The 23687-nt window shown below is 61.8% G+C and carries 21 protein-coding genes; 12 read left to right on the top strand and 9 right to left on the bottom strand.

Annotated elements, in window-relative coordinates; genetic code table 11:
• The first annotated feature begins 211 nt into the window (after window positions 1–211).
• The 3 genes from BCL93_RS10955 to BCL93_RS10945 all read left to right on the top strand — a co-directional run bounded on the left by BCL93_RS10955 (window position 212) and on the right by BCL93_RS10945 (window position 1655).
• On the top strand, window positions 212–412 hold the full coding sequence (locus tag BCL93_RS10955) for a hypothetical protein (RefSeq protein ID WP_112055314.1): 201 nt from the start codon (window positions 212–214) through the stop codon (window positions 410–412).
• 171 nt (window positions 413–583) lie between these two features.
• Window positions 584–931, top strand: a complete 348-nt coding sequence (locus BCL93_RS10950; RefSeq protein ID WP_112055313.1) for a putative quinol monooxygenase — start codon at window positions 584–586, stop codon at window positions 929–931.
• Window positions 932–1109: 178 nt separating this feature from the next.
• Window positions 1110–1655 (top strand): DUF3833 domain-containing protein, encoded by a 546-nt coding sequence (locus tag BCL93_RS10945; RefSeq protein ID WP_112055312.1) that lies wholly within the window; start codon window positions 1110–1112, stop codon window positions 1653–1655.
• A gap of 154 nt (window positions 1656–1809) precedes the next feature.
• Here the strand turns inward: BCL93_RS10945 and BCL93_RS10940 are convergent, their stop codons facing one another.
• The 5 genes from BCL93_RS10940 to gorA all read right to left on the bottom strand — a co-directional run bounded on the left by BCL93_RS10940 (window position 1810) and on the right by gorA (window position 5917).
• A complete protein-coding gene (locus BCL93_RS10940) occupies window positions 1810–2208 on the bottom strand; it encodes an ectoine synthase (RefSeq protein ID WP_112055311.1) in 399 nt (132 codons plus the stop codon).
• 93 nt (window positions 2209–2301) lie between these two features.
• The gene (ectB, locus tag BCL93_RS10935; protein WP_112055310.1) at window positions 2302–3567 is read right to left on the bottom strand and encodes a diaminobutyrate--2-oxoglutarate transaminase; all 1266 of its coding nucleotides are present in this window, start codon (window positions 3565–3567) and stop codon (window positions 2302–2304) included.
• A 119-nt stretch (window positions 3568–3686) separates the two neighbouring features.
• A complete protein-coding gene (gene ectA, locus BCL93_RS10930; protein WP_112055309.1) occupies window positions 3687–4265 on the bottom strand; it encodes a diaminobutyrate acetyltransferase in 579 nt (192 codons plus the stop codon).
• 47 nt (window positions 4266–4312) lie between these two features.
• Window positions 4313–4507 (bottom strand): hypothetical protein, encoded by a 195-nt coding sequence (locus BCL93_RS10925; protein WP_112055308.1) that lies wholly within the window; start codon window positions 4505–4507, stop codon window positions 4313–4315.
• A gap of 48 nt (window positions 4508–4555) precedes the next feature.
• On the bottom strand, window positions 4556–5917 hold the full coding sequence (gorA, locus tag BCL93_RS10920) for a glutathione-disulfide reductase (RefSeq protein ID WP_258396379.1): 1362 nt from the start codon (window positions 5915–5917) through the stop codon (window positions 4556–4558).
• Between the two features lie 160 nt (window positions 5918–6077).
• Between gorA and can the strand changes: the two genes are divergently transcribed.
• The 9 genes from can (at window position 6078) to BCL93_RS10875 (ending at window position 16137) form a co-directional block, all read left to right on the top strand.
• Window positions 6078–6722, top strand: coding sequence for a carbonate dehydratase (gene can / locus BCL93_RS10915; RefSeq protein ID WP_369700274.1), 645 nt, complete (start codon window positions 6078–6080; stop codon window positions 6720–6722).
• Between the two features lie 177 nt (window positions 6723–6899).
• Complete coding sequence (locus tag BCL93_RS10910; RefSeq protein ID WP_112055305.1) at window positions 6900–8474, top strand: ABC transporter substrate-binding protein; 1575 nt, start codon at window positions 6900–6902, stop codon at window positions 8472–8474.
• 110 nt (window positions 8475–8584) lie between these two features.
• Window positions 8585–9631 carry an ABC transporter permease gene (locus tag BCL93_RS10905; RefSeq protein ID WP_112055304.1) on the top strand — a complete coding sequence of 349 codons (1047 nt, stop codon included), beginning with the start codon at window positions 8585–8587 and terminating at the stop codon, window positions 9629–9631.
• A 26-nt stretch (window positions 9632–9657) separates the two neighbouring features.
• On the top strand, window positions 9658–10593 hold the full coding sequence (locus BCL93_RS10900; protein WP_112055303.1) for an ABC transporter permease: 936 nt from the start codon (window positions 9658–9660) through the stop codon (window positions 10591–10593).
• Window positions 10594–10603: 10 nt separating this feature from the next.
• Entirely contained in the window at window positions 10604–11626 is a 1023-nt protein-coding gene (locus tag BCL93_RS10895) for an ABC transporter ATP-binding protein (RefSeq protein ID WP_112055302.1), read from the top strand.
• 80 nt (window positions 11627–11706) lie between these two features.
• A complete protein-coding gene (locus BCL93_RS10890) occupies window positions 11707–12702 on the top strand; it encodes an ABC transporter ATP-binding protein (RefSeq protein WP_258396425.1) in 996 nt (331 codons plus the stop codon).
• A gap of 76 nt (window positions 12703–12778) precedes the next feature.
• Window positions 12779–13687, top strand: coding sequence for a LysR family transcriptional regulator (locus BCL93_RS10885; protein WP_112055300.1), 909 nt, complete (start codon window positions 12779–12781; stop codon window positions 13685–13687).
• A gap of 37 nt (window positions 13688–13724) precedes the next feature.
• Window positions 13725–15029, top strand: a complete 1305-nt coding sequence (gene pepQ / locus BCL93_RS10880; protein ID WP_112055414.1) for a Xaa-Pro dipeptidase — start codon at window positions 13725–13727, stop codon at window positions 15027–15029.
• A 70-nt stretch (window positions 15030–15099) separates the two neighbouring features.
• Window positions 15100–16137, top strand: coding sequence for a hydrolase (locus BCL93_RS10875; protein ID WP_112055299.1), 1038 nt, complete (start codon window positions 15100–15102; stop codon window positions 16135–16137).
• Here the strand turns inward: BCL93_RS10875 and msrA are convergent.
• The 4 genes from msrA to BCL93_RS10855 all read right to left on the bottom strand — a co-directional run bounded on the left by msrA (window position 16118) and on the right by BCL93_RS10855 (window position 23563).
• On the bottom strand, window positions 16118–16753 hold the full coding sequence (gene msrA / locus BCL93_RS10870) for a peptide-methionine (S)-S-oxide reductase MsrA (RefSeq protein ID WP_112055413.1): 636 nt from the start codon (window positions 16751–16753) through the stop codon (window positions 16118–16120). The two genes, BCL93_RS10875 and msrA, sit on opposite strands and share 20 nt — an antisense overlap.
• A gap of 65 nt (window positions 16754–16818) precedes the next feature.
• Window positions 16819–20820, bottom strand: coding sequence for an autotransporter assembly complex protein TamB (tamB, locus tag BCL93_RS10865; protein ID WP_112055298.1), 4002 nt, complete (start codon window positions 20818–20820; stop codon window positions 16819–16821).
• A gap of 21 nt (window positions 20821–20841) precedes the next feature.
• Window positions 20842–22713, bottom strand: coding sequence for an autotransporter assembly complex protein TamA (gene tamA, locus BCL93_RS10860; RefSeq protein WP_112055297.1), 1872 nt, complete (start codon window positions 22711–22713; stop codon window positions 20842–20844).
• 1 nt (window position 22714) lies between these two features.
• Window positions 22715–23563 carry a hypothetical protein gene (locus BCL93_RS10855; protein ID WP_112055296.1) on the bottom strand — a complete coding sequence of 283 codons (849 nt, stop codon included), beginning with the start codon at window positions 23561–23563 and terminating at the stop codon, window positions 22715–22717.
• Window positions 23564–23687: the final 124 nt, after the last annotated feature.

Raw genomic sequence — 23687 nt, 5'->3', positions numbered from 1 at the left:
ATTATGCGAAGTGTTCGGTTGGGTGGCTGTGGCGCCAAGTCATGAGTGACAGGCTTGCCGACCGCCTAAGCTATAGATCGGCGACCACAGTAACCTTGGTGGCTTACTGGATACGGGCTTCTCGTCTGCTTTGAGGCCTCGCTTGCCAGTCAAATCGACACTCGTGGCAGCAAGTGCTACCGTTCGCGGCTTTCATAACAGGAGACTAACGATGAGCGCTGAATATTCCCTGCATGACCTGGCCAAGGCCAAGGAAGCGCTGGAGCTCGCCGAAAAGGCATGGGAAGAAGATGACGGCAACAACCGTCAGGCCCATATCAAGAAGATATCCGCTGCACGGGCCGACTTTGCCATGATCGAGGGTCAGCTCAAGCGTGACGGCATAATCGCCGAGGAAGACGCGGCATTTTAAGCGGGTTTCAGGCCAGATATGCCGTGCGCGGCCATGTTTCATCAGGTTTGCCCAGCAATTAAGCTAGGCCGGTCGTTATAGCATTTCTGGTATAACACCCGTAGGTTGATTTCCGGCGGCTATCAGCGGCTGGGAGCGTCGGTGTCCGGTTTCATACTCCAGGAGTCACGCATGTCACAGAAGATCTATTGCATCGCCAGTTTCAAGCCCAAGCCCGGCCGCGAAGATGCCGCATTCAAGGCGCTACAGAGCCTTGAACCCAATGCGCACCGTGAAGATGCCTGTTTGCGCTACACGGTGACGCGTCGGATCGAGAGCCCCTTCGCCCAGGGTGAAAGCTATCCGATCGTGTTCCATGAAGTCTGGGCCAATCGTGAAGCCTTTGAAGCCCACTGCCAGCGCCGTGAAATCCAGGCGTTTTTCCAGTCGCAGGTGGAATCGCCGGATGGCGACATCGAAGACGCCAACGTATGCGTCTATACCGATGAACCCGCCGGTTTCGACGCGCCGCAGTTCTAATCAGGTCACCGGGTCCCCTGCGTTGAGCAAACCGCAGGGCGCAGTCCTGCCAATCTCGTTACCCGACCCTGCGTCGTCTTGAGGCAGTAGCGCAACCGCCCTTCTTTTACGTTTGCCACTGAACTCGCCGCCATGGCACGACTCTCAACGCCATGACCTTTCATATCAGGAGGAATGCATGCGTCATCTTGCCAAGCGACAACACCTTTGGGCGTTTGCGTTTCTCGGCCTTGCCCTGACGGGCTGTGCCGGCGTGGATGTCGAGGATTATGCGGGTAGCGAGCCGAGGCTGGATATTGCCGAGTATTTCGACGGCGATACCCGTGCCTGGGGCATGGTCCAGGACTACTCAGGCGAAGTGCAGCGGCGTTTTACCGTAGACATCATCGGCACCGTCGAGGGAGATACGCTGACCCTTGATGAACGCTTCCAGTATGCCAATGGCGAAACCGACCGCCGCGTATGGACCTTCGAGCGCGTCGACGAGCATCGCTGGATTGGCCAGGCCAGCGACGTCGAGGGCGACGTGGAGGCAACGCAGTATGGCCATGTCTTCCACATGAACTATCCGCTGGAAGTTGCTGTGGGCGGCCGGAACCTGACCTTCACCATGGACGACTGGATGTATCTGCAGCCGGATGGCCGCCTGATCAACCGGACCAACATGTCGAAGTTCGGCGTGACCCTTGGCGAAGTGACTCTGTCTTTCGATAAGGCGCCCTGAGCTTCCCTCAGTCGCAGATGGACCAAGCGCGGGCCGACCTAACCCGGCCCGGTCGACTCGATGGCTAGAAACCAAAAAGCCCCGATGATTCACTCATCGGGGCTTTTTTCATGCATGCCGTATAGGCACGTCTAGTACACGGGCTAACAGCTGATCAGCTGTTGTCGTCCGGCGCAGCGTAAGAGCCATCTTCGCGATGCACTTCATTGCCGGTCAGGCCCGGCGTGAAGACACAGGCGAGATGCATGGTCTTGCTGGCACGCAGCAGATGATCGTCATGCTGGTCGAGGATGTAGATATCGCCTGGCTTGATCGGCCAGATCTTGCCATCGGCCAGGGTCTCAACTTCACCTTCCCCTTCGATGCAGTAAACGGCTTCGAAGTGGTTCTTGTAGTGGATGTGGGTCTCGGTGCCTTCGAAAATGCGGGTAATGTGGAAGGAGCATTTGCCGCCGTCGTCGGCCAGCGAGAGACGAGTGCTATCCCAGTTACCGTTTTCGGCTTTCACCAGACGATCTGTCTTGCGCGCTTCTTCGAGATTGCGAACGATCATTGCGAACTTCCTCTGTTGGAATACTGATCAGGAACCCGGTATCGCCGGGTTCCTGTGGCGCTGCCATCATGCTATCGGGTGGCCGGCGTCGACTTACCCAAATACATGCTTGATGCTGGCTTCGACGATGTCCAGCCCTTCCAGCAAATCTTCGTCGCTGATGGTCAGCGGGCACAGGCACTTGATGGCCTGGCCGTCATGGCCACTGGTCTCGATGATCAGGCCGCGCTTGAAGGCTTCTTCAGTGATCTTGTCGGCGATGTCACCGGTACCCACGTCCAGGGCACGCATCAGGCCACGGCCGCGCTCGGAGGCCGGGATGCCCTTCTCGGTCAGCCACGCTGCCAGCTCCTGGAAGCGCTGTTCGACGATGCGGCCCTTGCGGGTCACGTCACGCTCAAGCTTGTCGTCGCTCCAGAATTCACGCATTGCAGCGGTGGCGGTAGCGAAAGCCAGGTTGAAGCCACGGAAGGTGCCGTTGTACTGGCCGGGTTTCCACTTATCGAGCTCGGGGCGCATCAGCACATGGGCGAACGGCAGGCCGAAACCGGACAGTGACTTGGAGTTGCAGACGATGTCCGGCTTGAGGCCAGCGTGCTCGAAGCTGAAGAACTTGCCGGTACGGCCACAGCCAGCCTGGATGTCGTCGACGATCAGCAGGATGTGATGGTCACGGCAGATCTGTTCGAGGCGCTTGAGCCACTCGATGCCCGCGGGGTTGATACCACCCTCCCCCTGAACGGTCTCGATGATGACGGCGGCAGGAATATCCAGGCCGCTGGAGTTGTCACCCAGCATTTTCTCGAAGTAATCGAGGGTGTCGACGCCTTCACCGAGGTATCCGTCGAAGGGCAGGAAGGCGGCGCCCTGTGTCGGAATGCCGCCGGTCGCTTCACGGAACTTGCGGTTACCGGTGGTAGCCAGCGCGCCCATGGTGACGCCGTGGAAACCGTTGGTGAAGGTTACGATGTTGTGGCGGCCGGTGGCCACGCGTGCCAGGCGAATCGCCGCCTCGACGGCGTTGGTGCCGGTCGGCCCCGGCAGGTGAATCTTATAGTCGAGACCGCGCGGCTTGAGGATAAGCTCATCGAGGGTTTCGAGGTACTCACGCTTGGCCTTGGTCCACATGTCCAGACCGTGAACGATGCCGTCATCGGCCAGGTATTCCAGCATGGCTTTCTTGAGCTTCGGATGGTTGTGCCCATAGTTAAGTGTGCCGGCACCGGCCAGGAAGTCGATATACACCTTGCCGTCTTCATCCGTCAGGCGTGCGCCCTGCGCCTTGGTCAGCACGACCGGGAAAGAGCGCGAATAGGTGCGAACTTCTGATTCCATCTGTTCGAAAATCTGGGTCTGCATGTTGACCTCCTTGTGATTAATACCGAGTAAATAGTGAGGAAAGAAAAAATCTGGACGCGAAAGCAATCAGCCCGCTGCCAATGATCCCAGCAGGCTGTTACCGAAATGTGCGCGGAAACTTAGATACGATCGGGCTGGAAGGGGCCGATACGTACGAGGTTTTCGGGATCGTGTTCGCCACCGAGCTGGTCAGTGGAGAAATATTCCCGGCTGTTGAGCGGTGCCTGCCAGCGATCTGCCAAGCGGGTAAAGAGGCCCCAGGACGCCGCATTGTCCGGGGTGATGGTCGTCTCGAGGTGGCGCACATCGACAAGCTCAGGACGGCTCATCACGGCTTCCACTAGGCGACGGGCAAGGCCCGTGCCGCGCGCCTTCTCACCCACGGCGACCTGCCACAGAAAGTAGGTATCCGACGCATTGCTCTTCACGTAGCCGGACACGAAGCCAACGATCTCGCCCTCTTCGTTGGTCGCAACGGCACAGCTGTCGCGGAACTGGGTGGCCAGCAGCAGGTAGGCATAGGCGGAATTGACGTCTAGCGGCGGGCAGGCCTTGACGAGCTCGTAGATGCCCCAGCCGTCATCGGGGTTCGGCTTGCGGATGAACAGCGATGTCTTGGCATTGCCCACCACGGCATCGGCAACGCTTGGGCGTGCCAGTTCGGCGGAGGTCGTGAAAGGCTGCGTCGATACGTTCATAGATATGCTTCGCTATTGGCGAATTTGCGCATAATCATAACAAAGGGTTATGACCAGATCAAAGGGGCCTTTATCACGATGCGCAAAATCCATAATTTAAGATTATGACCGCGCGGCAAGCCCTGCATGGCGCGGCCTGCCAGCATGTAGACATACTGATCCAGTTTAGCCCAGCTCAGCAGAGACAGGTTCAACGCCGACATACAAAAAGGCCATCCCGCGTTCGGGATGGCCCAGGTCATGGCGCACCCATCAGTGATGGTGCGCGCGGATCATATGAGCGTCATGGATCAGGTGCGTGTCACGCTGCGCATGGTGACGAATTCCTCGGCGCCGGTGGGGTGAATGCCCACGGTGGCGTCGAAATCTGCCTTGGTCAGGCCTGCACGAACGGCGATGGCGATGCCCTGTATCAGCTCGCCTGCCTCTTCGCCCACCATATGAGCACCGAGCACACGGTCGCTTGCATCATCAACGATCAGCTTCATCAGGCAACGCTCGTCGCTTCCGGACAGGGTATGCTTCATCGGCTTGAAGTCGGCGGCATAGACGCGAATCGCCGCATACTCGGCACGTGCTTCCTCTTCGGATAGCCCGACGGTGCCGATGTTGGGATGACAGAACACCGCCGTTGCGATGCTTGGGTAATCCAGGGGCTTGGGCGTGCTGTCGCCGAAGTGATGCTGAACGAGCTGCATGGCTTCTTCCAGCGCGACCGGTGTGAGCTCCGGACCGCTGATGACGTCGCCCAGCGCCAGGATCGATGGCGTCGAGGTCTCGAAGCGTTCATTGACAGCGATCTTGCCGTCCCGGTCGAGTGCGATGTCGAGCTTATCGAGCCCCAGGCCTTCGAGGTGAGGCTTGCGCCCGGTGGCCGACAGCACGGCGTCGACTTCGAGCGTCTCGCCATTGGTCAGAGTCACCAGGTAGGCGTCCCCTTGAGCATCGATACGTTCGATATTGTTCTCGAAGTGCAGGTTAACGCCCTTCTTGGCCATCTCATCGCGGGTGAACTCGCGAACCTCATGATCGAAGCCGCGCAGGAAGAGCCCGCCGCGATAGACCAGATGGGACTCGCTGCCCAGGCCGTTGAAGATGCTGGCGAACTCAACCGCGATATAGCCGCCGCCGAGGACCAGGAAACGCTCGGGAAAACGATCGAGATCGAAGACCTGATTGGAATTGAGCACATGCTCGTTGCCCGGGAAATCCGGTACCCATGGCCAGCCACCGGTGGCGACGAGGATCTTCTCGCTGCTGAAGGTCTCGCCGTTAACTTCCACGTGGTTGGCATCGGTCACCGTGGCGCGGCCATTGATCAGGCGTACGTCGGCATTATCGAGCAGGCGACCATAGATACCGTTAAGGCGCTTGATCTCCTCGATCTTGTTGTCGCGCAGGGTCGCCCAGTCGAAGCGCGGAGCTTGTGGCAGCTGCCAGCCGAAGCCGGCACTATCGTGAAAGGCTTCCTGGAAGTGCGCCGCGTAGGAGTAAAGCTTCTTGGGTACGCAGCCCACATTGACGCAGGTACCGCCGAGATAGCGGTCTTCCGCGATAGCAACACGGGCACCGGCAGCCGCGGCCGTACGAGCGGCGCGAACGCCGCCAGACCCTGCGCCAATGACGAAGAGGTCGTAATCGAACTGGGACACGATGTTCTCCTGAATACTGGAAGCATAAAAGCGATGCAGGGATGATAACAGTGATGAACAGGTGCCGGGAGGTCCTGCGTTGACCGCCATGGCATCACAGGGTAAAAGACGCGCCCTATACAGCAGCCGCATCGATGAGGGTTCGACGATGATGAATGAGATGAAGAAACTACTGGAGCGCAATCGCGAATGGGCCGAGAGCGTTCAGAAAGAGGACCCCGAGTTCTTTGCGCGGCTCTCCGACCAACAGAACCCCGACTATCTTTGGATCGGCTGCTCGGATTCCCGCGTACCGGCCAACCAAATCATCGATCTGCCACCGGGCGAAGTCTTCGTTCACCGCAATGTCGCCAACCTGTTGCATCACAACGATATGAACGCCCTATCCGTGGTGCAGTTCGCGGTCGATGTGCTCAAGGTCAAGCACATCATGATCGTGGGTCATTACGGCTGCGGGGGCATCAAGGCTGCTATGACCGGTGGTGAATGCGGCATCGTCGATTATTGGCTGCACAGTGTACGGGAGCTATACAGCCGTCACCGTAAAACCCTGGAGGCGCTTCCCCTCGAAGAGCAGGTCGACCGCATGTGCGAGCTCAACGTCAAGGCGCAGGTCGACAACCTCTGTCGCACCAAGATCATCCAGCGCGCCTGGCAGCGTGGGCAACCGTTGGCCGTGCACGGCTGGGTCTACGGCTTGAGTGATGGTCGCGTGACCGACCTCGAGTGCACCGTCGAGGGCCTCGATCAGGTACCGCAGCTGTATCGTGTCGACCGCCTGGTGCCTGCCGATCAGGCTGATTGAAGCCCCTGTCCTGCTTCCTCTCATTCGCTGGCTGATTCAGCCAGCGAATGACGCCTGTCATAATTTCGATTGTCTGGTCCTCAAACGACTGTCTAAGGTGTTTAGAGTCCTCGCTCCCCGCGAGGCTGCATAACAACGGCATAACACAGTCGATAACAACCACAATTGGGGACCTACATGATCTTTCGAAAAACTCTGCTGGCCACCGTAATCGGGGCCACCGCCGTGGGTGCTGCCCTGCTGCCCGCGACTGCTAGTGCGGAAAACACCCTGCGCATGGCCTATGACGCCGACCCGGTGTCGTTGGACATCCACGAGCAGCTCTCCGGCGGTATCCTGCAGTTATCGCACATGACCTTCGACCCTCTGGTGCGCTGGACCAAGGATCTTGAGTTCGAGCCCCGTCTTGCCACTTCGTGGGAGCAGGTCGACGACACCACCATGCGCATGACGCTGCGTGAGGGCGTGACCTTCCACAGCGGCAACAGCTTTACCGCCGATGACGTGGTCTTCACTGTCGAGCGCCTGAAACAGAGTCCCGACTTCAAGGCGATCTTCGAGCCGGTCGAGAGCGTGACGGCGATCGATGACACCACCATCGAGTTCACCACCACCGAGCCCTACCCGCTGCTGCTGAACCTGGCGACCTACATCTTCCCGCTGGACAGCCAGTTCTACAGCGGCACGGACGAAGACGGCGATCCTAAGGACGAAATCGTCAAGAATGGCAACTCCTACGCCTCTCGCCATCTCTCCGGCACCGGTCCCTTCGAGGTCTCCAATCGCCAGCAGGGCGTGCGCATCGACTTCGAACGTAACGATGACTATTGGGACGAATCCTCCCCGGGCAACGTCGACAACGTCGTGCTGACCCCGATTGGCGAAAACGCCACGCGTGTCGCCGCCCTGCTCTCCGGCGACGTCGACTTCATCGCACCGGTACCGCCTAATGACCTGGACCGCATCCGCGACGACGAAGACGTCCAGTTGGTAACCATGTCCGGCACCCGGATCATCATCTTCCACATGGACGAGAATCGCGTCGAGGCGTTCAAGGACCCCCGCGTGCGTCAGGCATTTGCTTATGCCATCAACCAGGAAGGCATCGCCGACCGCCTGATGAAAGGCTTCGCCACCCCGGCGGCTCAGCTTTCACCGGCGGGCTATGCCGGCCATAACGATGAGCTGAGCCCACGCTATGACGTGGAGAAGGCCAAGGAGCTGATGGCCGAGGCAGGCTATGAGGACGGCTTCAGCATCACCATGATGGCGCCCAACAACCGCTATGTGAACGATGCCAAGATCGCCCAGGCCGTGGCTGCCATGCTGGCCCGCATCAACGTGACCGTCGATCTGAAGACCCTTCCCAAGGCTCAGTATTGGGGCGAGTTCGACGACCGCGCCGCCGACATGATGATGATCGGCTGGCACGCAGACACCGAGGACTCGGCGAACTTCTACCAGTATCTCACCGAGTGCCCGGATGCCGAGACCGGTGCTGGCCAGTACAACGCCAGCAACTACTGCAACCCGGAGCTCGATGCCCTGGTATCCGAGGCCAACGTCGAGGTCGATCTGGAGAAGCGTGCCGAGATGCTCCAGGCCGTGGAGAAGGCGCTATACGACGATGCCGCCTTCATTCCGCTGCACTGGCAGGATCTGGCCTGGGCCTCGGCGAAAAACGTCGATATCGAGCCGATCCTCAACGTCATGAACTTCCCCTATATCGGGGACCTGGTGATCGAGGAATAACCCTCGCCTCCCGTGCCGGCCCGCGTCGGGCCGGCGTTTGCCGACTCCGTTGCCATCGTACGGCCCTTGTGGCCGTACGCTGACGACCGTATGCCTACAGGACGCAATCCATGATTGCCTTTCTGATCAAGCGACTGTTCCACGCTTTCCTGGTGATGTTTGTCATCAGCGTGATCAGCTTCGCCATCCAGGACAACTTGGGCGACCCGATCCAGCAGATGGTCGGCCAGTCCGTGCCCGAAAGCGAGCGCGCGGAGCTGCGTGAGGAGTTAGGGCTCAACGATCCCTTCTTCGTCCAGTATCTGCGTTTCGCCAAGAACGCCGCTCAGTTCGACTTCGGCTATTCGTACATCTTCAACGAGCCGACCACCCAGGTGATCATGCGCCACCTCCCCGCCACCCTGGAGCTGGTAGCGGCGACCACCTTCCTGATCGTGCTGCTGTCAGTGCCGATCGGCGTGTACAGCGCCATCAAGCCCCGAGCCTGGCTGTCGCGGGCCTTTATGGGCGTGTCGATTGTCGGGATCTCGATCCCGGTGTTTCTGACCGCCATCGTGCTGATCCAGCTGTTTGCCATCGGCGTCGAGTTCACGCCCTTTCCCGTCGACACGGCCTGGGGCGCCTGGCTCAACGATCTGCTGTCAACAGACGGGGGCATGCCCGCCTATGGCCGCGGCAACCCGGTGCATGTGTTCGGCACCTGGGACACCAACTTCAGTTCTCTTGAAGGCCTGACCTACCTGGTGCTGCCGGCCATCTCGCTGGCATCAATCATGCTGCCTCTGTTCATTCGCCTGATTCGGGCCGAAATGCTCGAGGTATTGCAGTCCGAATACGTGAAGTTCGCGCGTGCCAAAGGTATCTCGCTGCGCCGCATCTACTTCGTGCATGCGCTGAAGAACACCATGTTGCCGGTGATCACCGTGGGTGGGGTACAGATCGGCACCCTGGTCGCCTACACCATCCTCACCGAGACGGTCTTCCAGTGGCCGGGCATGGGGCTGATGTTCCTTGATGCCATCGAGCGCTCGGATATTCCGCTGATCGTCACCTACCTGATGATCGTCGGGCTGATCTTCGTGATCACCAACACCCTGGTCGACCTGATCTACGGCCTGGTCAACCCCACCGTCAAGCTCACCGGCAAGCCCGCCTGAGCCCGACTGCCATGAGAGAGAACGCCATGAGTGACACAATCGTTCCCGGCAGGTGGGCACGCTTTCGCGACTCCTACCTGCTCTATAGCTTCAAGCGCGACCTGGTGGCCCAGCTGAGTCTGGTGCTCTTCGCGGTGCTGATCATCGCCGCCGTGTTCGCCCCCTGGCTGGCGCCGGCCAACCCCTATGATCTCGCTCAGATCGATATCCTGGCCTCGGAGCTTCCTCCCTTCTGGATCGACGGCGCCGATCCCCAGTACCTGATGGGCACCGATGCTCAGGGGCGTGATCTGCTGTCGACCATTCTCTATGGCGCCCGCGTTTCGCTGATCATCGGCTTTGGCGCCGTGCTGATGCAGGCCGCCATCGGCGTCAGCTTCGGCCTGATGGCCGGTTACCTGGGCGGCCGCGTGGATGCCTTTCTGATGCGCCTGGCCGATATCCAGCTGTCCTTCTCGACCCTGATGGTGGCGATCATCGTGGGCGCTCTGGTCAAGGCGATCTTCGGCGGTGCCACCTTCAGCGAGTACGCGGTACCGCTGCTGGTGCTGATCATTGGCCTGGCCGAATGGCCGCAGTACGCCCGCACCGTGCGCGCCTCGGTGCTGGCCGAGCGCAGCAAGGAATACGTCGATGCCGCTCGGGTCATGGGCCTGAAGAGTCGGCGGATCATGTTCCGCCACATCCTGCCCAACACCCTGTCGCCGATCTTCGTTATCTCTACCGTCCAGGTCGCCAACGCCATCATCTCCGAGGCCGCGCTGTCCTTCCTCGGGCTCGGCATGCCGGAGACGCATCCCTCGCTTGGCTCGTTGATCAAGTCCGGCTTCGACTACATCCAGTCGGGCTCCTGGTGGATCACCCTGATCCCGGGCGCGGTGCTGGTCATTCTCGTGCTGGTCATCAACCTGCTGGGCGACTGGCTGCGCGATGTCCTCAATCCACGTCTCTACAAGGGCTGAGGAGTCACCCATGGCACTCTTGGAAGTGAATAACCTCGACGTCCGCTTCGCCTTGCGTGGCGGCGACGTGCGCGCCCTGCGCGACGTCTGCTTTACCCTCGATCGCGGCGAGCGACTGGGCATCGTCGGCGAGTCCGGTGCAGGCAAGTCGGTCGCGGCCTTCAGCCTGCTGAACCTGATCGCCAAGCCTGGCTATATCGCTGGCGGCAGCATCACCTTCGACGGCGAAGAGTTGTCGGGCATGAAGGATCGCGGCCTGCGTCGCATCCGCGGCAACCGCATCTCGATGATCTTTCAGGATCCGATGATGACCCTGAACCCGGTGCTCTCGATCGGTGAACAGATGGTCGAATGCCTCAAGGCCCATCGCCGTATCTCGACCCGAGAGGCCCGGGCGATTTCCCTGCACAAGTTGAATCAGGTCCAGATCCCGTCGCCGGAGACGCGCCTCGATCAGTATCCCCACGAGCTTTCCGGTGGCATGCGCCAACGGGTGATCATCGCCATCGCCCTGCTGCTAGACCCGGATATTATCGTCGCCGACGAGCCGACCACCGCACTGGACGTGACCATCCAGGCCGAGATCATGGACTTGCTGCTTGACCTGTGCGAGAAGCACAACGTGGGTCTGGTGCTGATCACCCATGATCTGGGCGTGGTCAGCCAGGTCACCCAGCGCATGTTGGTGATGTATGCCGGCCGGGTGATCGAGCAGGGGCCAACCCGCGAGATCATCAACGACCCGCAGCATCCCTATACCCAGGGACTGATCAACGCCTTGCCGCAGATGGCCACCCCGGGATCGAGACTCAATCAGATTCCCGGCAGCATGCCGTCGCTCTCGAATCTGCCCAGCGGCTGCGCCTTCCATCCGCGCTGTAGCTTCGTCAACGATGCCAGCGGCCAGCCTCGCAAGGCCTGTCTGGACAAGGTCCCGGGCTTTGTCGATTCGGGCAACTGCCGGGTGGCCTGCCACATGGTCGCCGAGCTAGTCAATCAACAACAACGCGACTCGCGGGAGGAGACCCTATGACCGCCGCCGTGTCCCAGCACGATTCCAAGGCTCCTGCGGCCGCCGCCGGTAACCGGGAAAACGATACCGCTGCACCGCTGATGGAGATTCGCAATCTCTACAAGCGTTTCTCGCTGTCTGGCGATTTCCTCGAGCAGCTCAAGTTCAGGGGCGGCAAGCTGGTCCGTGAGCAGGAACACGTGCATGCCATCAATGGCATTGATATCGACATCCGCCGCGGTGAAGCGCTGTGCGTGGTGGGTGAATCTGGCTGCGGCAAGTCCACAGTGGCGCGAACCGTGATGGGGCTTCTGTCGCCGAGTAAAGGCGAGATCCACTATGACGGACAGCGCATCGATCACCTGTCCGCCAAGGAACTGTTGCCCTACCGCCGGCGCATGCAGATGATCTTCCAGAACCCCTACGCCTCGCTCAATCCGCGCATGACTATCCAGCAGACGCTGGAAGAGCCGATTCGCCTGCACCACCCGGACTGGTCAAAGGAGCGCGTGCGTGACCAGGTGCGCGACGTCATGGATTCGGTGGGCATCGATCCTGATTGGGGGTCGCGCTTCGGTCATGAGTTCTCGGGCGGTCAGCGGCAGCGCATCGCCATTGCCCGAGCGCTGGCCGTGGATCCTGAGTTCATCGTTGCCGATGAGCCGATCTCGGCGCTGGATGTGTCGATTCAGGCCCAGGTGCTGAATCTGATGATGGAAGCGCAGCAGCAACGCAACCTGACCTACCTGTTCATCACCCACGATCTCGCTGTGGTCGAGCACTTCGGCACTCGGGTGGCGGTCATGTATCTGGGCATGGTGTGTGAAATTGCGCCCACCGGCACCCTCTTTGCGAAACCGCGACATCCTTATACCCAGGCCTTGCTGTCGGCGATCCCGCGACTGGAAGATGACCGCCCTCAGCATATCCGACTGCAGGGTGAGGTGCCGACCCCGGTGAACCTGCCAACGGGGTGTGTCTTCCACGGCCGCTGTCCACATGCCAACGAGCGCTGCCGCCAGGAAGTGCCGGCACTGATAGACGTCGAGGACGGTGCCCGGGTTGCCTGCCATGGTGTCGAGGAGGGCCGTCTGTGAGTCATGAGGCGGCTTCTGCCGCCTCGCTTTGCTGCGCGGATAGACACGATACGGCATCTCACACGACAGGAACGCTATGGAATTACGATGGCTGGAAGACTTCATTGCCCTGGCCCGCACGCGACATTTCTCGCGGGCTGCGGATGAGCAGAACGTCACCCAGCCAACCTTCTCGCGCCGCATCAAGCTGCTCGAGGAGGAAATGGGAACGACGCTGATCAACCGCCAGACTCTGCCGCTGTCGCTGACGCGGGCAGGCGAGGAGTTTCTTGCGCTGTGCGAGCAGACCACCGAGCGGATACGCATTACCCGTGATCGTATAACGCGCCTGGATGAGGCGCAGTCACGTCGCTTATTGCTGGCAGCCCCCCAGAGCCTGCTATCGCACTTCTTGAGCGGCTGGTTGGATGAGATGGGGCAGCCTCCCCTACAACCTTACCTGCGTGCCACCGGTTGGCTGGCCGCCGACTACTTCCAGGCACTGGAGCGCGGTGAGTGCGATCTGGCGGCCTGCTACTGGCCGAAGGGGCGCACGACTCTGGAACTCGACATGACGGCCTTCGAGCATCGAGTCATCGGTGCCGAGCGGCTGGTGCCCGTCACCATCCCGGACGGTTTCGGGAAACCCCGGTTCACGTTGCCAGGAGAGAGACGCGCTCCCCAACCGCTGATTGCCTATCATGCTCGGGGGCTGATGCAGGCAGCGATCGAGGATCATCTGGTTCGCCAGCCTCAGGCCTGCCACTTCAACGTGCTGACCGAGAGTATTCAAAGCAGCAACGTCAAGGAATTGGTATGCCTGGGCCATGGGCTTGGCTGGTTACCCGAGCGAGTCGCGCGTGACGTCCTGGCAACGGGGCAACTGATGCGCGCCGGCGCGTCTCACTGGGATATCTCTCTGGAAGTTAGGCTTTATCGTCATCGTGAGGCTCGCCAAAGCGGTCTCGAGAACTTCTGGTCGACCCTTGATGCGGCGGCGGTCTGATTCGCCCCCTACATGGACACCCAATATGAGTGACATCATGAAAGAGACGCTTGAACACAAGCAACTTGCCCACCTCGAGACACTCCAGACCGCCTACGACCGCTTGCTGACGGCACAGGGTTTCGATGGCGTATTGCTCTATAGCGGCCATCCGCAGCGTCATTTCGCCGACGATCAACACGCGAGCTTTGCCACCTACGGCCATTTTATGCACTGGGTACCCCTGCAGGGTCTGGATCACAGCTGGTTGTTGGTGCGTCCCGGACAGACGCCGAGTCTTCAGCTGCATGCGCCAACGGATTTCTGGCACCTGGGCACCGAGCTGCCAGAAGAAGCCTGGGTCGAAGCCTTTGCCGTAGAGCGCGTGGCCACGCCAACGCCGCCACGCCTGCCTGCCGGTCGTTTTGCCGTGCTTGGCGACGTCGATTCCGAGACCGCCCGAACCCTGGGCGCCGAGCTCAATCCGCCGGCATTAACTCAAGCCCTGGACGAGGGTCGCGTGCGCAAGAGCGCTTACGAGATCGACTGCCTGCGCGAGGCAAACCGGCGTGCCGGGCTTGGTCACCGTGCCGCTCGTGACGCCTTCTTCGACGGCGGTGCCGAGCTCGATATCCAGCTCGCCTACCTCGGCGCCAGTCGTCAGCGCGAATCAGATCTACCCTATCAAAGCATCGTTGGCGTCAATCAGCATGCCGCTGTGTTGCACTACCAGCACTATGAGCTCGCCGCTGCCACTGATCATCACAGTCTGCTCATCGATGCCGGGCATCGCCACCGTGGCTACTCGGCCGATATCACCCGCACCTGGGCCGGCGGCGATGCCAGCGACGCCTTCGCTGGCCTGATCGAGGGCGTCACCACGATCCAGCAGGACCTGATCCGGGCCATGGGACCCGGTGTCGACTATCCGACGCTGCATGCTCAAATGCATCAAGGACTGGGGGCGTTGCTCGGTGACCTGGGGATGATTAAATGCAGTGCCACCGCGGCTGTCGAACAAGGCATTACTCGGGCTTTCTGCCCCCATGGACTGGGGCATCTGCTGGGCCTTCAGGTTCATGATGTGGCCGGCCGGCAGGCCTCAGACGGAACGGCGTTGCCGCCGCCTGCCGAGCACCCGGCGCTGCGGCTAACGCGAACGCTGGAAGCCGGCATGGTGGTGACCATGGAGCCGGGCTGCTATGTGATTCCGATGCTGTTGGATCCGCTTCGTGAAACACCCGCCGGAAGCGATATCGATTGGGCCGCGGTGGAGGCACTGGCCCCCCATGGCGGGGTACGTATCGAGGACAACGTGCTGGTGACCGACCAGGGGGCCGAGAACCTGACACCGGTCATCTGACCAGCGAGAAGTGTTGCAGCATCCCTCAAGCACGATAAGCTTGGGGGTATTCCCAACTCGCGAGGCAGGCATGTCACGCACCATCGTTCCCGCCGACTTTCGCCCTGCCAGAGGGCTTGCCAACCGCCACCTGCAGACGCTGCTGCCGCGAATGTTGCCGGCACCGCGTTTGGCCTTCGAAACGGAGATCGTCAATCTACCGGACGGCGATTTCGTGGAATTGGCCTGGGGCCGACCCGCCCCCGAGGCAGCTGACGCCCCGCTGTTCATCCTCTTTCATGGCCTGGAAGGATCAGTCCAGTCCCCCTACGCCAAAGGGCTGATGGCCACCGCTGCGCGGCTTGGCTGGCGCAGCGTGCTGATGCACTTTCGTGGCTGCGGCAAGGCCCCCAATCGCCTGCCCAGGGCGTACCACAGCGGCGATACCGCCGATGCCTACTGGGTCCTTGGCCTGCTGGCGAAGCGCTATCCCCACGCCCTGAAGGTAGCCGCCGGCGTTTCGCTGGGGGGCAACATGCTGACCAAGCTGGTGGCTGAGCAGGGAGGCGATGGCCTCGACCTGGCTGGCGCAATCGTCATCAGCGCTCCACTGGACCTGGCCGCCAGTGCCGACGCTCTGAATCGTGGCTTTGCCAAGGTCTATCAGCGCCACCTGCTAAAGGATCTGAAGCGCAAGATTGCGGCAAAAATGCGTTTGGGGCCCTTGCCGATCGCCCTTACACCGCATCAGCTCAAGGAGCTCGACACCTTCTGGGCCTACGATAACGAGGTCACGGCACCGCTGCATGGCTTCAGCTCAGCTAGCGATTACTATGCCCGCGCATCAGCGGGTCGGCTGCTCGGCACTATCGAGCTGCCGATGCTGATGCTGCATGCCGCCGACGATCCGTTCATGCCCGGCGATCTGTTCGAGCGCCTTCCCACCCCCGCGGATTCCGTGAGAGTCGAGATTGCCCGGCATGGCGGGCACGTCGGTTTCATCGAGTCCCGCCATGGTCGACCGAGTTCCTGGCTGTTGCGCCGCGTGGCCAGGCAGCTTGACGACTGGGCCTCGGCAGGCCCTGCGACTCACTGGCCCACCTTCGTGGCTAGCCGATCGGACAACTGACGCCGGTTCCCTTCAGGCCGCAATAACCATTGGGATTTTTCGCCAGATACTGCTGGTGGTACTCCTCGGCGTAATAGAAGGCCTCCAGGGGCGCGACCTCGGTAGTGATCTCTCCCCCGCCGGCTTCCTTCAAGGCATGCTGATACTGCTCACGGCTCTGCTCGGCCGCCTGGCGTTGAGCAGCGCTGGTCGCGTAGATCGCCGACCGGTACTGGGTGCCGATATCATTGCCCTGGCGCATGCCCTGAGTGGGGTCGTGGGCTTCCCAGAAGACGCGCAGCAGACGCTCCAGTGAGATAATGGCCGGGTCGTAGATCACCCGCACCACCTCTGTATGGCCCGTCCAGCCGCTGCAGGTCTCTTCGTAGGTCGGGTTGGGCGTGTAGCCGCCGGCATAGCCGGCTGCCGTGACCAGGACACCGGGCAGCTCCCAGAACAGTCGCTCGGCGCCCCAGAAGCAGCCGAGCCCAAGAACGATGTCCTCGCTGCCTTCCGGAAACGGCGGGCACATGGCGGCGCCGTTGACATGATGGATACCGCTAATGCTCAGCGGTGTGTCACGTCCCGGTAGAGCACGTTCCGGGCTGACGGGTTGCTGCTTGTCGGCATGGCGCATGTTGAGCTCCTTGAGATGACGAAAGACCTTATGAAAGACCTTGTGAAATAGTGAGGAAAACCGGCTCATTGCCTGGAGGCCGCCTTGCCGAGGCTGAAGCTATACACCAGGTCAACGGCCTGGGCGGCGCCAGACACGGCCTCGAGGTATAGATTGCGCCAGAGTGTGTAGCGCAGGGTCAGTTCGGCAATCGGTTCGAATACCCCGACACCATAGCTGACACGCAGATCGTCGCTGAGTTGCCCGCTGACCACGACCTCGGACTCATTGCCGCTGCCGGCCGTATCGAGGGCCAGGTCGCCAATGCCGAAGACCTCGCCAATCTGGCCCACGGCACCGCCGGTGCGAGACAGCGACAGCCCGATCAATGCCGAGGTCAGGGCACTGTTGTCGGATTCGGTATCATTGGGTGCGCGCCCCCGCAGCAGATAGGACAAGGCCCGAGATTCTTCCATGGCGGGCTCGGAGAACACCGACAGGCTGGGCGCCGTTGCCGAACCGGTGACTCGTAGGCCGGCAATCACCCCGTCCTGGGTCTTGTCTTCGTTGCGAATCGCCTCGAACTGCAACAGCGGCTGATCGGCGGGCCCGCTAAACAGGAGCTGGCCCTGACGGATTCTCAAGTCCTGGCCGTAGGCGCGGAAGCGGCCGCCTATGAGGCTGACTTCGCCGAACAGCTGAACGGGGCCGCTGCTCTGGCGAACCTGCAGGCGGCCGTCCAGGCCGGTTTCCAGGCCGTAGGCCTTGAGGTCCATGTCAGGGCCCAGCAGAAGCTCGACCTGGATGCTGGTCGCCATACCCGCCGAGGCCAGTGCGTCGGCGGTATTCTCGCCGGTGCCGGCCTGCTCGGCTCGCGTCGCCTCGCGGCGAGCTCGGCGTTCGTCACGGCGGGTGATGATGACCTCGTCAGGGCTAGGACTGGTGGCCGACGGCGGAATCTGGCCGATCTCCAGGCGCGCCCAGGGCACCTTGACCTGGCCGCGCACGCTTAGCAGCTCAGGCCGCACGTTGATGCTGATATCCGGGGCGATACGCAGTCGGCCTATATCGGGGATGTCCAGTTGCAATGGCTCTTCCTGACCATTGAGCGACATCGCCAGCTCCCATTTATCAGGACTTGGCCAGCGTGCGTCACCCTGGATGTCCAAACGCCCCTGGTCGCTGCGGATCACCCCTTCGATCTGCCCGCTGTCGCCACGCAAGCGAACCGCCAATTCACCATCGCGTACCGCTATCGGAATACCGCTGCCCTTCGCTTGCAGCGAATCGAGCGTCAGGTCGCCGGTCAGTCTGGGCAAGGCCAGGGTGCCGCCCACCGCGATATTGCCGTTCAGGCTACCCTCAAGGGTTTCCATATCGCCGGCCAGCGGTCGATAAGGTGCGAGCTGCAGGCTCTTGAGCTGCAGACGTCCCTCCAGTGTCCCTTGCCCTTGGGGGTCATCGATCCGCAGCGTCAGGTTGGCGCTGCCGCCTTGCTCAAGCCCCAGGTTGAGCTCGACATTCGCGGCCGCAGGGGTGGCGTTGGCGCTAAGCGTCAGCTGGGTCGTAGGCAGCGTGACGGGCTGGCCAAAGGCATCCTGGGCCTCGATGGCCAGGCGGCTGTCGAGGTTGGCATCAAGTGACCAGCTGCTGCCCTGGTCCTGCCAGGCGACCACTACGTCGGCGTTGTTGTCACCGCTTGCCTTCCAGCCAACGGGCAGATATGGCTCCAGTAACGACATGGGCAGCTCAGTAAGCTGCAGTGTGGCACGCCCTTGCTGCGCCGATGCATCGATGGGCTGAGTGCTACACAGGCGCCCTCCCTCCTCGCGGCGCAGGCAGAACGGCGAGAGATTGGCGGCAGCCTTGGCCATGTCGACATCGAAGGTCAGGGCTTCGTCCAGGCGCAGGGTGCCGGCATCAGCATCGACTTCCAGCGGCATCAGCTGTCCCTGATAGCGATCGCGGTCGGCGTTGAGTCCGCCCTCGAGCGTCAGGCCGGCCCGGGACAGCGGCATGCCTCGCCCGGCCGTTGCCTCGATGGTCAGCCGATGCGCGGACAGTCGCCCGTCGAGGCCGACCGTCAGACGCGATAACCGCTGCCCACCGGCCTCCAGGCGCTCCGCATCCAGTGTGAGGTCGAGTTGAGGATCCTCGAGCCCCTGAGTGCGGGCACGCAGCGTCAGGGCGCCGAGGCGGTTTTCGGCAAAGACCAGGCGCTCACCGCTCAGATCCAGCGCCAGAGCGGGTGTGTCCAGGCTACCGCTAAGCTGGAAGTCGCCCTGCAGGGTGCCGCCAAGATCCGGTGACAGGGCGTTGAGTCCCGGCGCCTGAAGCGAGCCTGACAGGTCCATCTGTTCGCCAATCTGGCCCTGGGCGGTTAGGCGGTTCTCGCCCTGGCGAAGATCCAGGCGCTCGATGTTCCAGCGCATGTCGCTGTTGCCGCTGAGGCTGCCCGACAGAGAGACCGGCAGGTCATTGAGCGTGCCGTCGATGGCAAGCTCCGGAACGCCAAGCCGCCAGCCGTCATTTGCCTGCACGAAGCTCAGGGTGGCATCGCCGTCCAGGCGGCCGGCCACGGCAGTGGTGTAGGCGCCGGGATCGAGTCCGTCCAAGTTGACGGTAGCATCGAGTGTCAACCCATCGGCCCAGTTGACGTTACCCCTGCTGATCAGAGCGCCGTCACCGCTCTTCAGTGATAGCGGCAGCCAGGCAAAGTGCTCGGCATCGCCGGTACCGGTCGCTGCCAGCCGGGTGGGCGCAACCTGTGGACCCGAGGCCTCGGCCGACAGGGCCAGGCGATAGTCGAGCAAACTCCCCTCCAGACGCGCCTTGAGGTCAGTCAACCGGTAAGGCTCCACCTTCGTTCCCGCGCCGGTGGGGGTGTCAGCGGCGGGCGTGGCACCGGACAAGGGCCATTGCAGAGCGTCGGACTCGAGCTTGAGCTCAAACGGCAAGGTGGGGGCCAGGGCGTCGAGGCTGGCATCGAGCTGGGCGGTCGCCGGCCCCTTGGCAGCCAGCGATACCTTCAGAGCGGCCAGGCTGCCGTCAAGGCGCAGGTCGAGCCGTTCACCGGCAAGCGCCGGCATGGCGGCCAACTGCTTGACCTGGCCATTGAGACTTGCCTCGAGCGGATAGTCATCGCGCAGCGTGACCTTGGCCTCGAGGCGGGCATCGGCCTCGGGCATGGCAAGGGTCAGGGGCGATATCTCGATATCGCTGCCCTGCCCTGACAGGCTCATCGCCAGACGATCAATGCGATAAGTGCTCGGCCCGGTGAGTGCAGCATCCTCGATGATCAGGCTCGGCACCTCTATGGCAAGCGGCAGTGTGATCTCCGGCAAAGAGAGGCGTTCGCGCTGGGCCAGCGGGACAGCAGGTTCACTGGATGCGGTTGCATCGCTTGTCACCGGTGGCGTTTGTCGGGCTACCTTCCCTGCGCTGTCGATCGCGCCGGCGCTCAGCGGCGAAGACGCACTGGCCGTTTGTTCAAGGGCCAGGGCCTGCCCCTCGCTGGTGGGCAAAGCCAGTCGCATGCCGGACAGCGTGGTAGGCGACAGGGTCAGGGTGCCAGCGTCCAACGAAGCGCCAGTCTGGAAATGCGACCACGTCAGGTGCGTGCCGTCGGCAAGACGCACATCGACATCGTCGAGGAGGATGTCGCGCAACTCGATCGGGAACGGGACATAGATGCTTGGTGCAGCCCCGCTCTCGGTGGGGGATTGCTCGGGCGCACTCGGTTCGCTGGCGGCAAGGCGAATTCGCGCCCCTTCTACAGCCAGACGGTCGAGGCACAACTTGCTATCGAGCAGGCAGTCGTCGGCCCAGTCGAGCTCGAGGCGCTCAACGTCGATGCTGGCCGGCCCTGCCTCAAGAGAGAGCCCCTCTATTACCAGGTGATCAAGCGGTGCTCCCGAGGCGTCACGATAGGTAAAGAAGCCTCTCGACTGCCCCTGCTCAAGCAGCAGTCCGGTGCCCCAGGGAGATAGGGCCAGCCCCATCACGAGTAGGACCAGGCCGATAAGCCAGATAGGCAACCACAGCAGTAATCGCAACAGCGCCCGGCTCCATGCCTTGAGTATGTTCATTCCGGTCTTGTCCCTTCCGGTTTAGAGCTCCGGGCCAATGGAGAAGTGAATGCGATAGGCGTTGTCAGGGTCATCCAGGGGATGCGCTACATCGAAACGAATCGGGCCCACCGGGGAAATCCAGCGCACGCCGAGGCCGGCCCCTGTCTTCAGTTCAGGGGCGCCCCAGGCGCTGAAAGCGTTACCGGTATCGACAAAGGCCGCGCCCCACCAGTCGCCCGTGACCCGGCGCTGGGCCTCCAGGCTGGCGGTAAACAGCTGCTGGCCGCCGGTGAGTTCGCCATCCGCGTTTTCAGGCGACAGGCTTTCATAGCCGTAGCCACGTACGCTGCTATCACCACCCGCGAAGAAACGCAGCGACGGGGGAATCTTGTCGAAGTCATTGGATTCGATGACCCCCATGCCCACACGGCCCACGAAGCGATTGTCGTCGCCGAGCATGCGAATCCACTGGGTATCGAGAGTGGCCCGCAGGAAGGTGGCGTCTGACCCCCAGGTGGTGTCTGAGTAGGACAGCGACAGGCGCTGGCGATCCCCCCAGGTCGGGAAGATGGGGTTGCGGCTGCGGGTGCGTGACCAGCTGATGCCCGGGTAATACAGCAGCACCTGGTCGTCTTCACTGGCCTGTGTGAAGTCCTCGTAGGTGGTGCGCACGAACACATCCTGGGTCCAGCCGTCGTCGAACTTCCAGCGCCGAGACACTTCCGTCGAGATCTCCAGGCTCTGGGTGTCCTCGTTGTCGACCTGCTGAAACCCGTAGTCGATACGATAGCTGTCGCGCAGTGGGTTCTCGAGCGGGATCAGGTATTCACCGGAGAATTCCTGTTCGGGTGCCGAGAGGAAAAGCTCATTGGTCAGGCTGTGGCCTGCGCTGTTCAACCAGGGTTGCGTCCAGGACAGCCGGGTGCGGGGCCCCACGTCGGTGGCATAGCCGACACCCACCTCGAAGCGATGCCGATCGGCAGGCACCACGGTGACATCGACCGGCACTTCATGGCGCTGGTCCGGGTTAAGGCGGCCGGCAGCGATCAGCGCGGGTTGGTTGATGCGCCTGGCCTCGGCCGACTCGGTTGCGGCGACAGCACCTTCGAGACCGGCCTCCTGCCACCAGGGCGAGAGAGACCGCCCCGAGGGCGGCTCCAGTGCCAGATCAGAAGCGGTATCCAGCCGAGGGCGCACGCTAATCGAGGAAAACCAGTTGCTCTGCGACAAGCGCTGGTTGTACTGAGCCAATTGGCCTGCCAGGTACGGGTCGCCAGACGCGAAGGGCAGCATCCTGCGCATGCGGTCTTCATCGATCTGACTGCCCTTGATGACGATGTCACCAAAGCGGTAGCGAGGGCCGCTATCAAGCGTCAGGTAAATTCGCGCACTCTGCTCCCAGGGGCGCACCTCCATGCGTCGATCCGGAAAATCCGCATCGAAGTAGCCCCTCTGCAGAGACAGTGACGACAGCTTGCTGCGCAGGCTGTCATAGGGGGCATGCAGCAGCGGTTCGCCAACGGCCAGCCCGGGGTTCGCCAGGACGCTATCGAACGCTTCGTCCTGCTCGGCATCACCGGTCACGGCCAGTTCCAGCACGGTAATCTTGACCCGTTCACCCGGCGTGATGGAAAGCTCGGCTCCATCGATGGGATCGCCCGTGAAGCGGATCTCGACACTGGGCTCGTAGTAGCCATACACACGCATGGCTTCAAGCGTCTGATTGCGCACCTTGGCCATCAGACGCTCTTCGCGGTACTGGGAAGGCTCGATCGCGTCGAGATAGAGCACCACATTATCCGCAGCCGGGCCGTCGAGTCCGTCAATCTCCACATCCAGCGCCTGCGCAATAGGTGCAGCTGTGAGGCCAAGGCTCAAGATGCATAGTCGCCATCCAGGGCTCCAGCGCATCTTAGCGACTCTCCAGCGATTCCAGCTGGGCACTGATGGCCAGCTGCGACTGTCGCAGTTCGGTCAGTTGGGCACGATGCTCATCGAGACGCTTCAACAAGGCCTCTCTTGACGTGGCGGCCTCGTCTCGGCCAGTTGCCAGCTCATCGACCCGCGCAGCCAGAGCGTCCTGGTCGGTCTCGAGCGAGCGGGTCGAGCTCATCAGCGAAGCGGAAACCACTTCTTGGGCAGACTGGCGCTGTTCGGTTTGCGAAAGCTTTGCTGCGACCTCGTCCAGGCGATCATTAAGCGCCGTCGTGTCGCTCTTGATCACGTCCAGGCGTGCCGCCAAGGCCGCCCGGGCGTCATCGCCGTTGCTCTCGAGGGCGTCCAGCGAGGTGCGGGTGGCGTCAAGCACGGCCTGCAGATTGTCCTGGCGGTCGGCTTGAGCGTTGAGCCGCGCGACAAGCGCGTCACTATCATCGTTGCCGGAGAGCGTGTCGCGGAAGTCCGCCAGTTGGGTTTCCTGTTCGTTGAGACGCTGCACCAACTGGCCCTGCTCCTCGCCGAGGACATCCAGGGCATTTTCGAAGCGCTCGAGGTTGCCACCTCGGTTGGCATCGAAACCATCGAAGCGGGCGTGAACGTTGGATAGCTGACCCTGCAACTGGCGGAGATCCGCCTTGAGGTTGAGACGCTCCTGCCACGCCAGGTAGCCAAATCCGCCCAGGGCCCCCGCCAGCAGCAGAATCAGGCACCAGAGTGGCCATAGCCTTGGCGCTGGCGGCGCGTAGCGAGCCTGGCCGCCTAGGCTGGCATTCACATCCGGGACGATGTGGGTCAGGCGCTCTTCCTCAGGGCGCTCGGCCATAGGTGACTCCTTGCCAGGTAGAAAATGTAAGAAGATAGTAAGACCGGAGTGGCCACAATTGAGGCATAAACCTCGATCATTGGCGAGCATACCCCAGAGTGCTATGATGAGGCGATACTACATA

This window comes from Onishia taeanensis (assembly GCF_003268885.1).
Lineage (GTDB): Bacteria > Pseudomonadota > Gammaproteobacteria > Pseudomonadales > Halomonadaceae > Onishia > Onishia taeanensis_A.
This window is presented reverse-complemented; position numbering and strand designations above follow the sequence as displayed.

Bases quoted from the DNA above. Each gene is read 5' to 3' on its own strand.
- BCL93_RS10955 (WP_112055314.1), top strand. From the start codon at position 212: ATGAGCGCTGAATATTCCCTGCATGACCTGGCCAAGGCCAAGGAAGCG.
- BCL93_RS10950 (WP_112055313.1), top strand. From the start codon at position 584: ATGTCACAGAAGATCTATTGCATCGCCAGTTTCAAGCCCAAGCCCGGC.
- BCL93_RS10945 (WP_112055312.1), top strand. From the start codon at position 1,110: ATGCGTCATCTTGCCAAGCGACAACACCTTTGGGCGTTTGCGTTTCTC.
- BCL93_RS10940 (WP_112055311.1), bottom strand. From the start codon at position 2,208: ATGATCGTTCGCAATCTCGAAGAAGCGCGCAAGACAGATCGTCTGGTG.
- ectB (WP_112055310.1), bottom strand. From the start codon at position 3,567: ATGCAGACCCAGATTTTCGAACAGATGGAATCAGAAGTTCGCACCTAT.
- ectA (WP_112055309.1), bottom strand. From the start codon at position 4,265: ATGAACGTATCGACGCAGCCTTTCACGACCTCCGCCGAACTGGCACGC.
- BCL93_RS10925 (WP_112055308.1), bottom strand. From the start codon at position 4,507: ATGACCTGGGCCATCCCGAACGCGGGATGGCCTTTTTGTATGTCGGCG.
- can (WP_369700274.1), top strand. From the start codon at position 6,078: ATGAAGAAACTACTGGAGCGCAATCGCGAATGGGCCGAGAGCGTTCAG.
- BCL93_RS10910 (WP_112055305.1), top strand. From the start codon at position 6,900: ATGATCTTTCGAAAAACTCTGCTGGCCACCGTAATCGGGGCCACCGCC.
- BCL93_RS10905 (WP_112055304.1), top strand. From the start codon at position 8,585: ATGATTGCCTTTCTGATCAAGCGACTGTTCCACGCTTTCCTGGTGATG.
- BCL93_RS10900 (WP_112055303.1), top strand. From the start codon at position 9,658: ATGAGTGACACAATCGTTCCCGGCAGGTGGGCACGCTTTCGCGACTCC.
- BCL93_RS10895 (WP_112055302.1), top strand. From the start codon at position 10,604: ATGGCACTCTTGGAAGTGAATAACCTCGACGTCCGCTTCGCCTTGCGT.
- BCL93_RS10890 (WP_258396425.1), top strand. From the start codon at position 11,707: ATGGAGATTCGCAATCTCTACAAGCGTTTCTCGCTGTCTGGCGATTTC.
- BCL93_RS10885 (WP_112055300.1), top strand. From the start codon at position 12,779: ATGGAATTACGATGGCTGGAAGACTTCATTGCCCTGGCCCGCACGCGA.
- pepQ (WP_112055414.1), top strand. From the start codon at position 13,725: ATGAAAGAGACGCTTGAACACAAGCAACTTGCCCACCTCGAGACACTC.
- BCL93_RS10875 (WP_112055299.1), top strand. From the start codon at position 15,100: ATGTCACGCACCATCGTTCCCGCCGACTTTCGCCCTGCCAGAGGGCTT.
- msrA (WP_112055413.1), bottom strand. From the start codon at position 16,753: ATGCGCCATGCCGACAAGCAGCAACCCGTCAGCCCGGAACGTGCTCTA.
- tamB (WP_112055298.1), bottom strand. From the start codon at position 20,820: ATGAACATACTCAAGGCATGGAGCCGGGCGCTGTTGCGATTACTGCTG.
- tamA (WP_112055297.1), bottom strand. From the start codon at position 22,713: ATGCGCTGGAGCCCTGGATGGCGACTATGCATCTTGAGCCTTGGCCTC.
- BCL93_RS10855 (WP_112055296.1), bottom strand. From the start codon at position 23,563: ATGGCCGAGCGCCCTGAGGAAGAGCGCCTGACCCACATCGTCCCGGAT.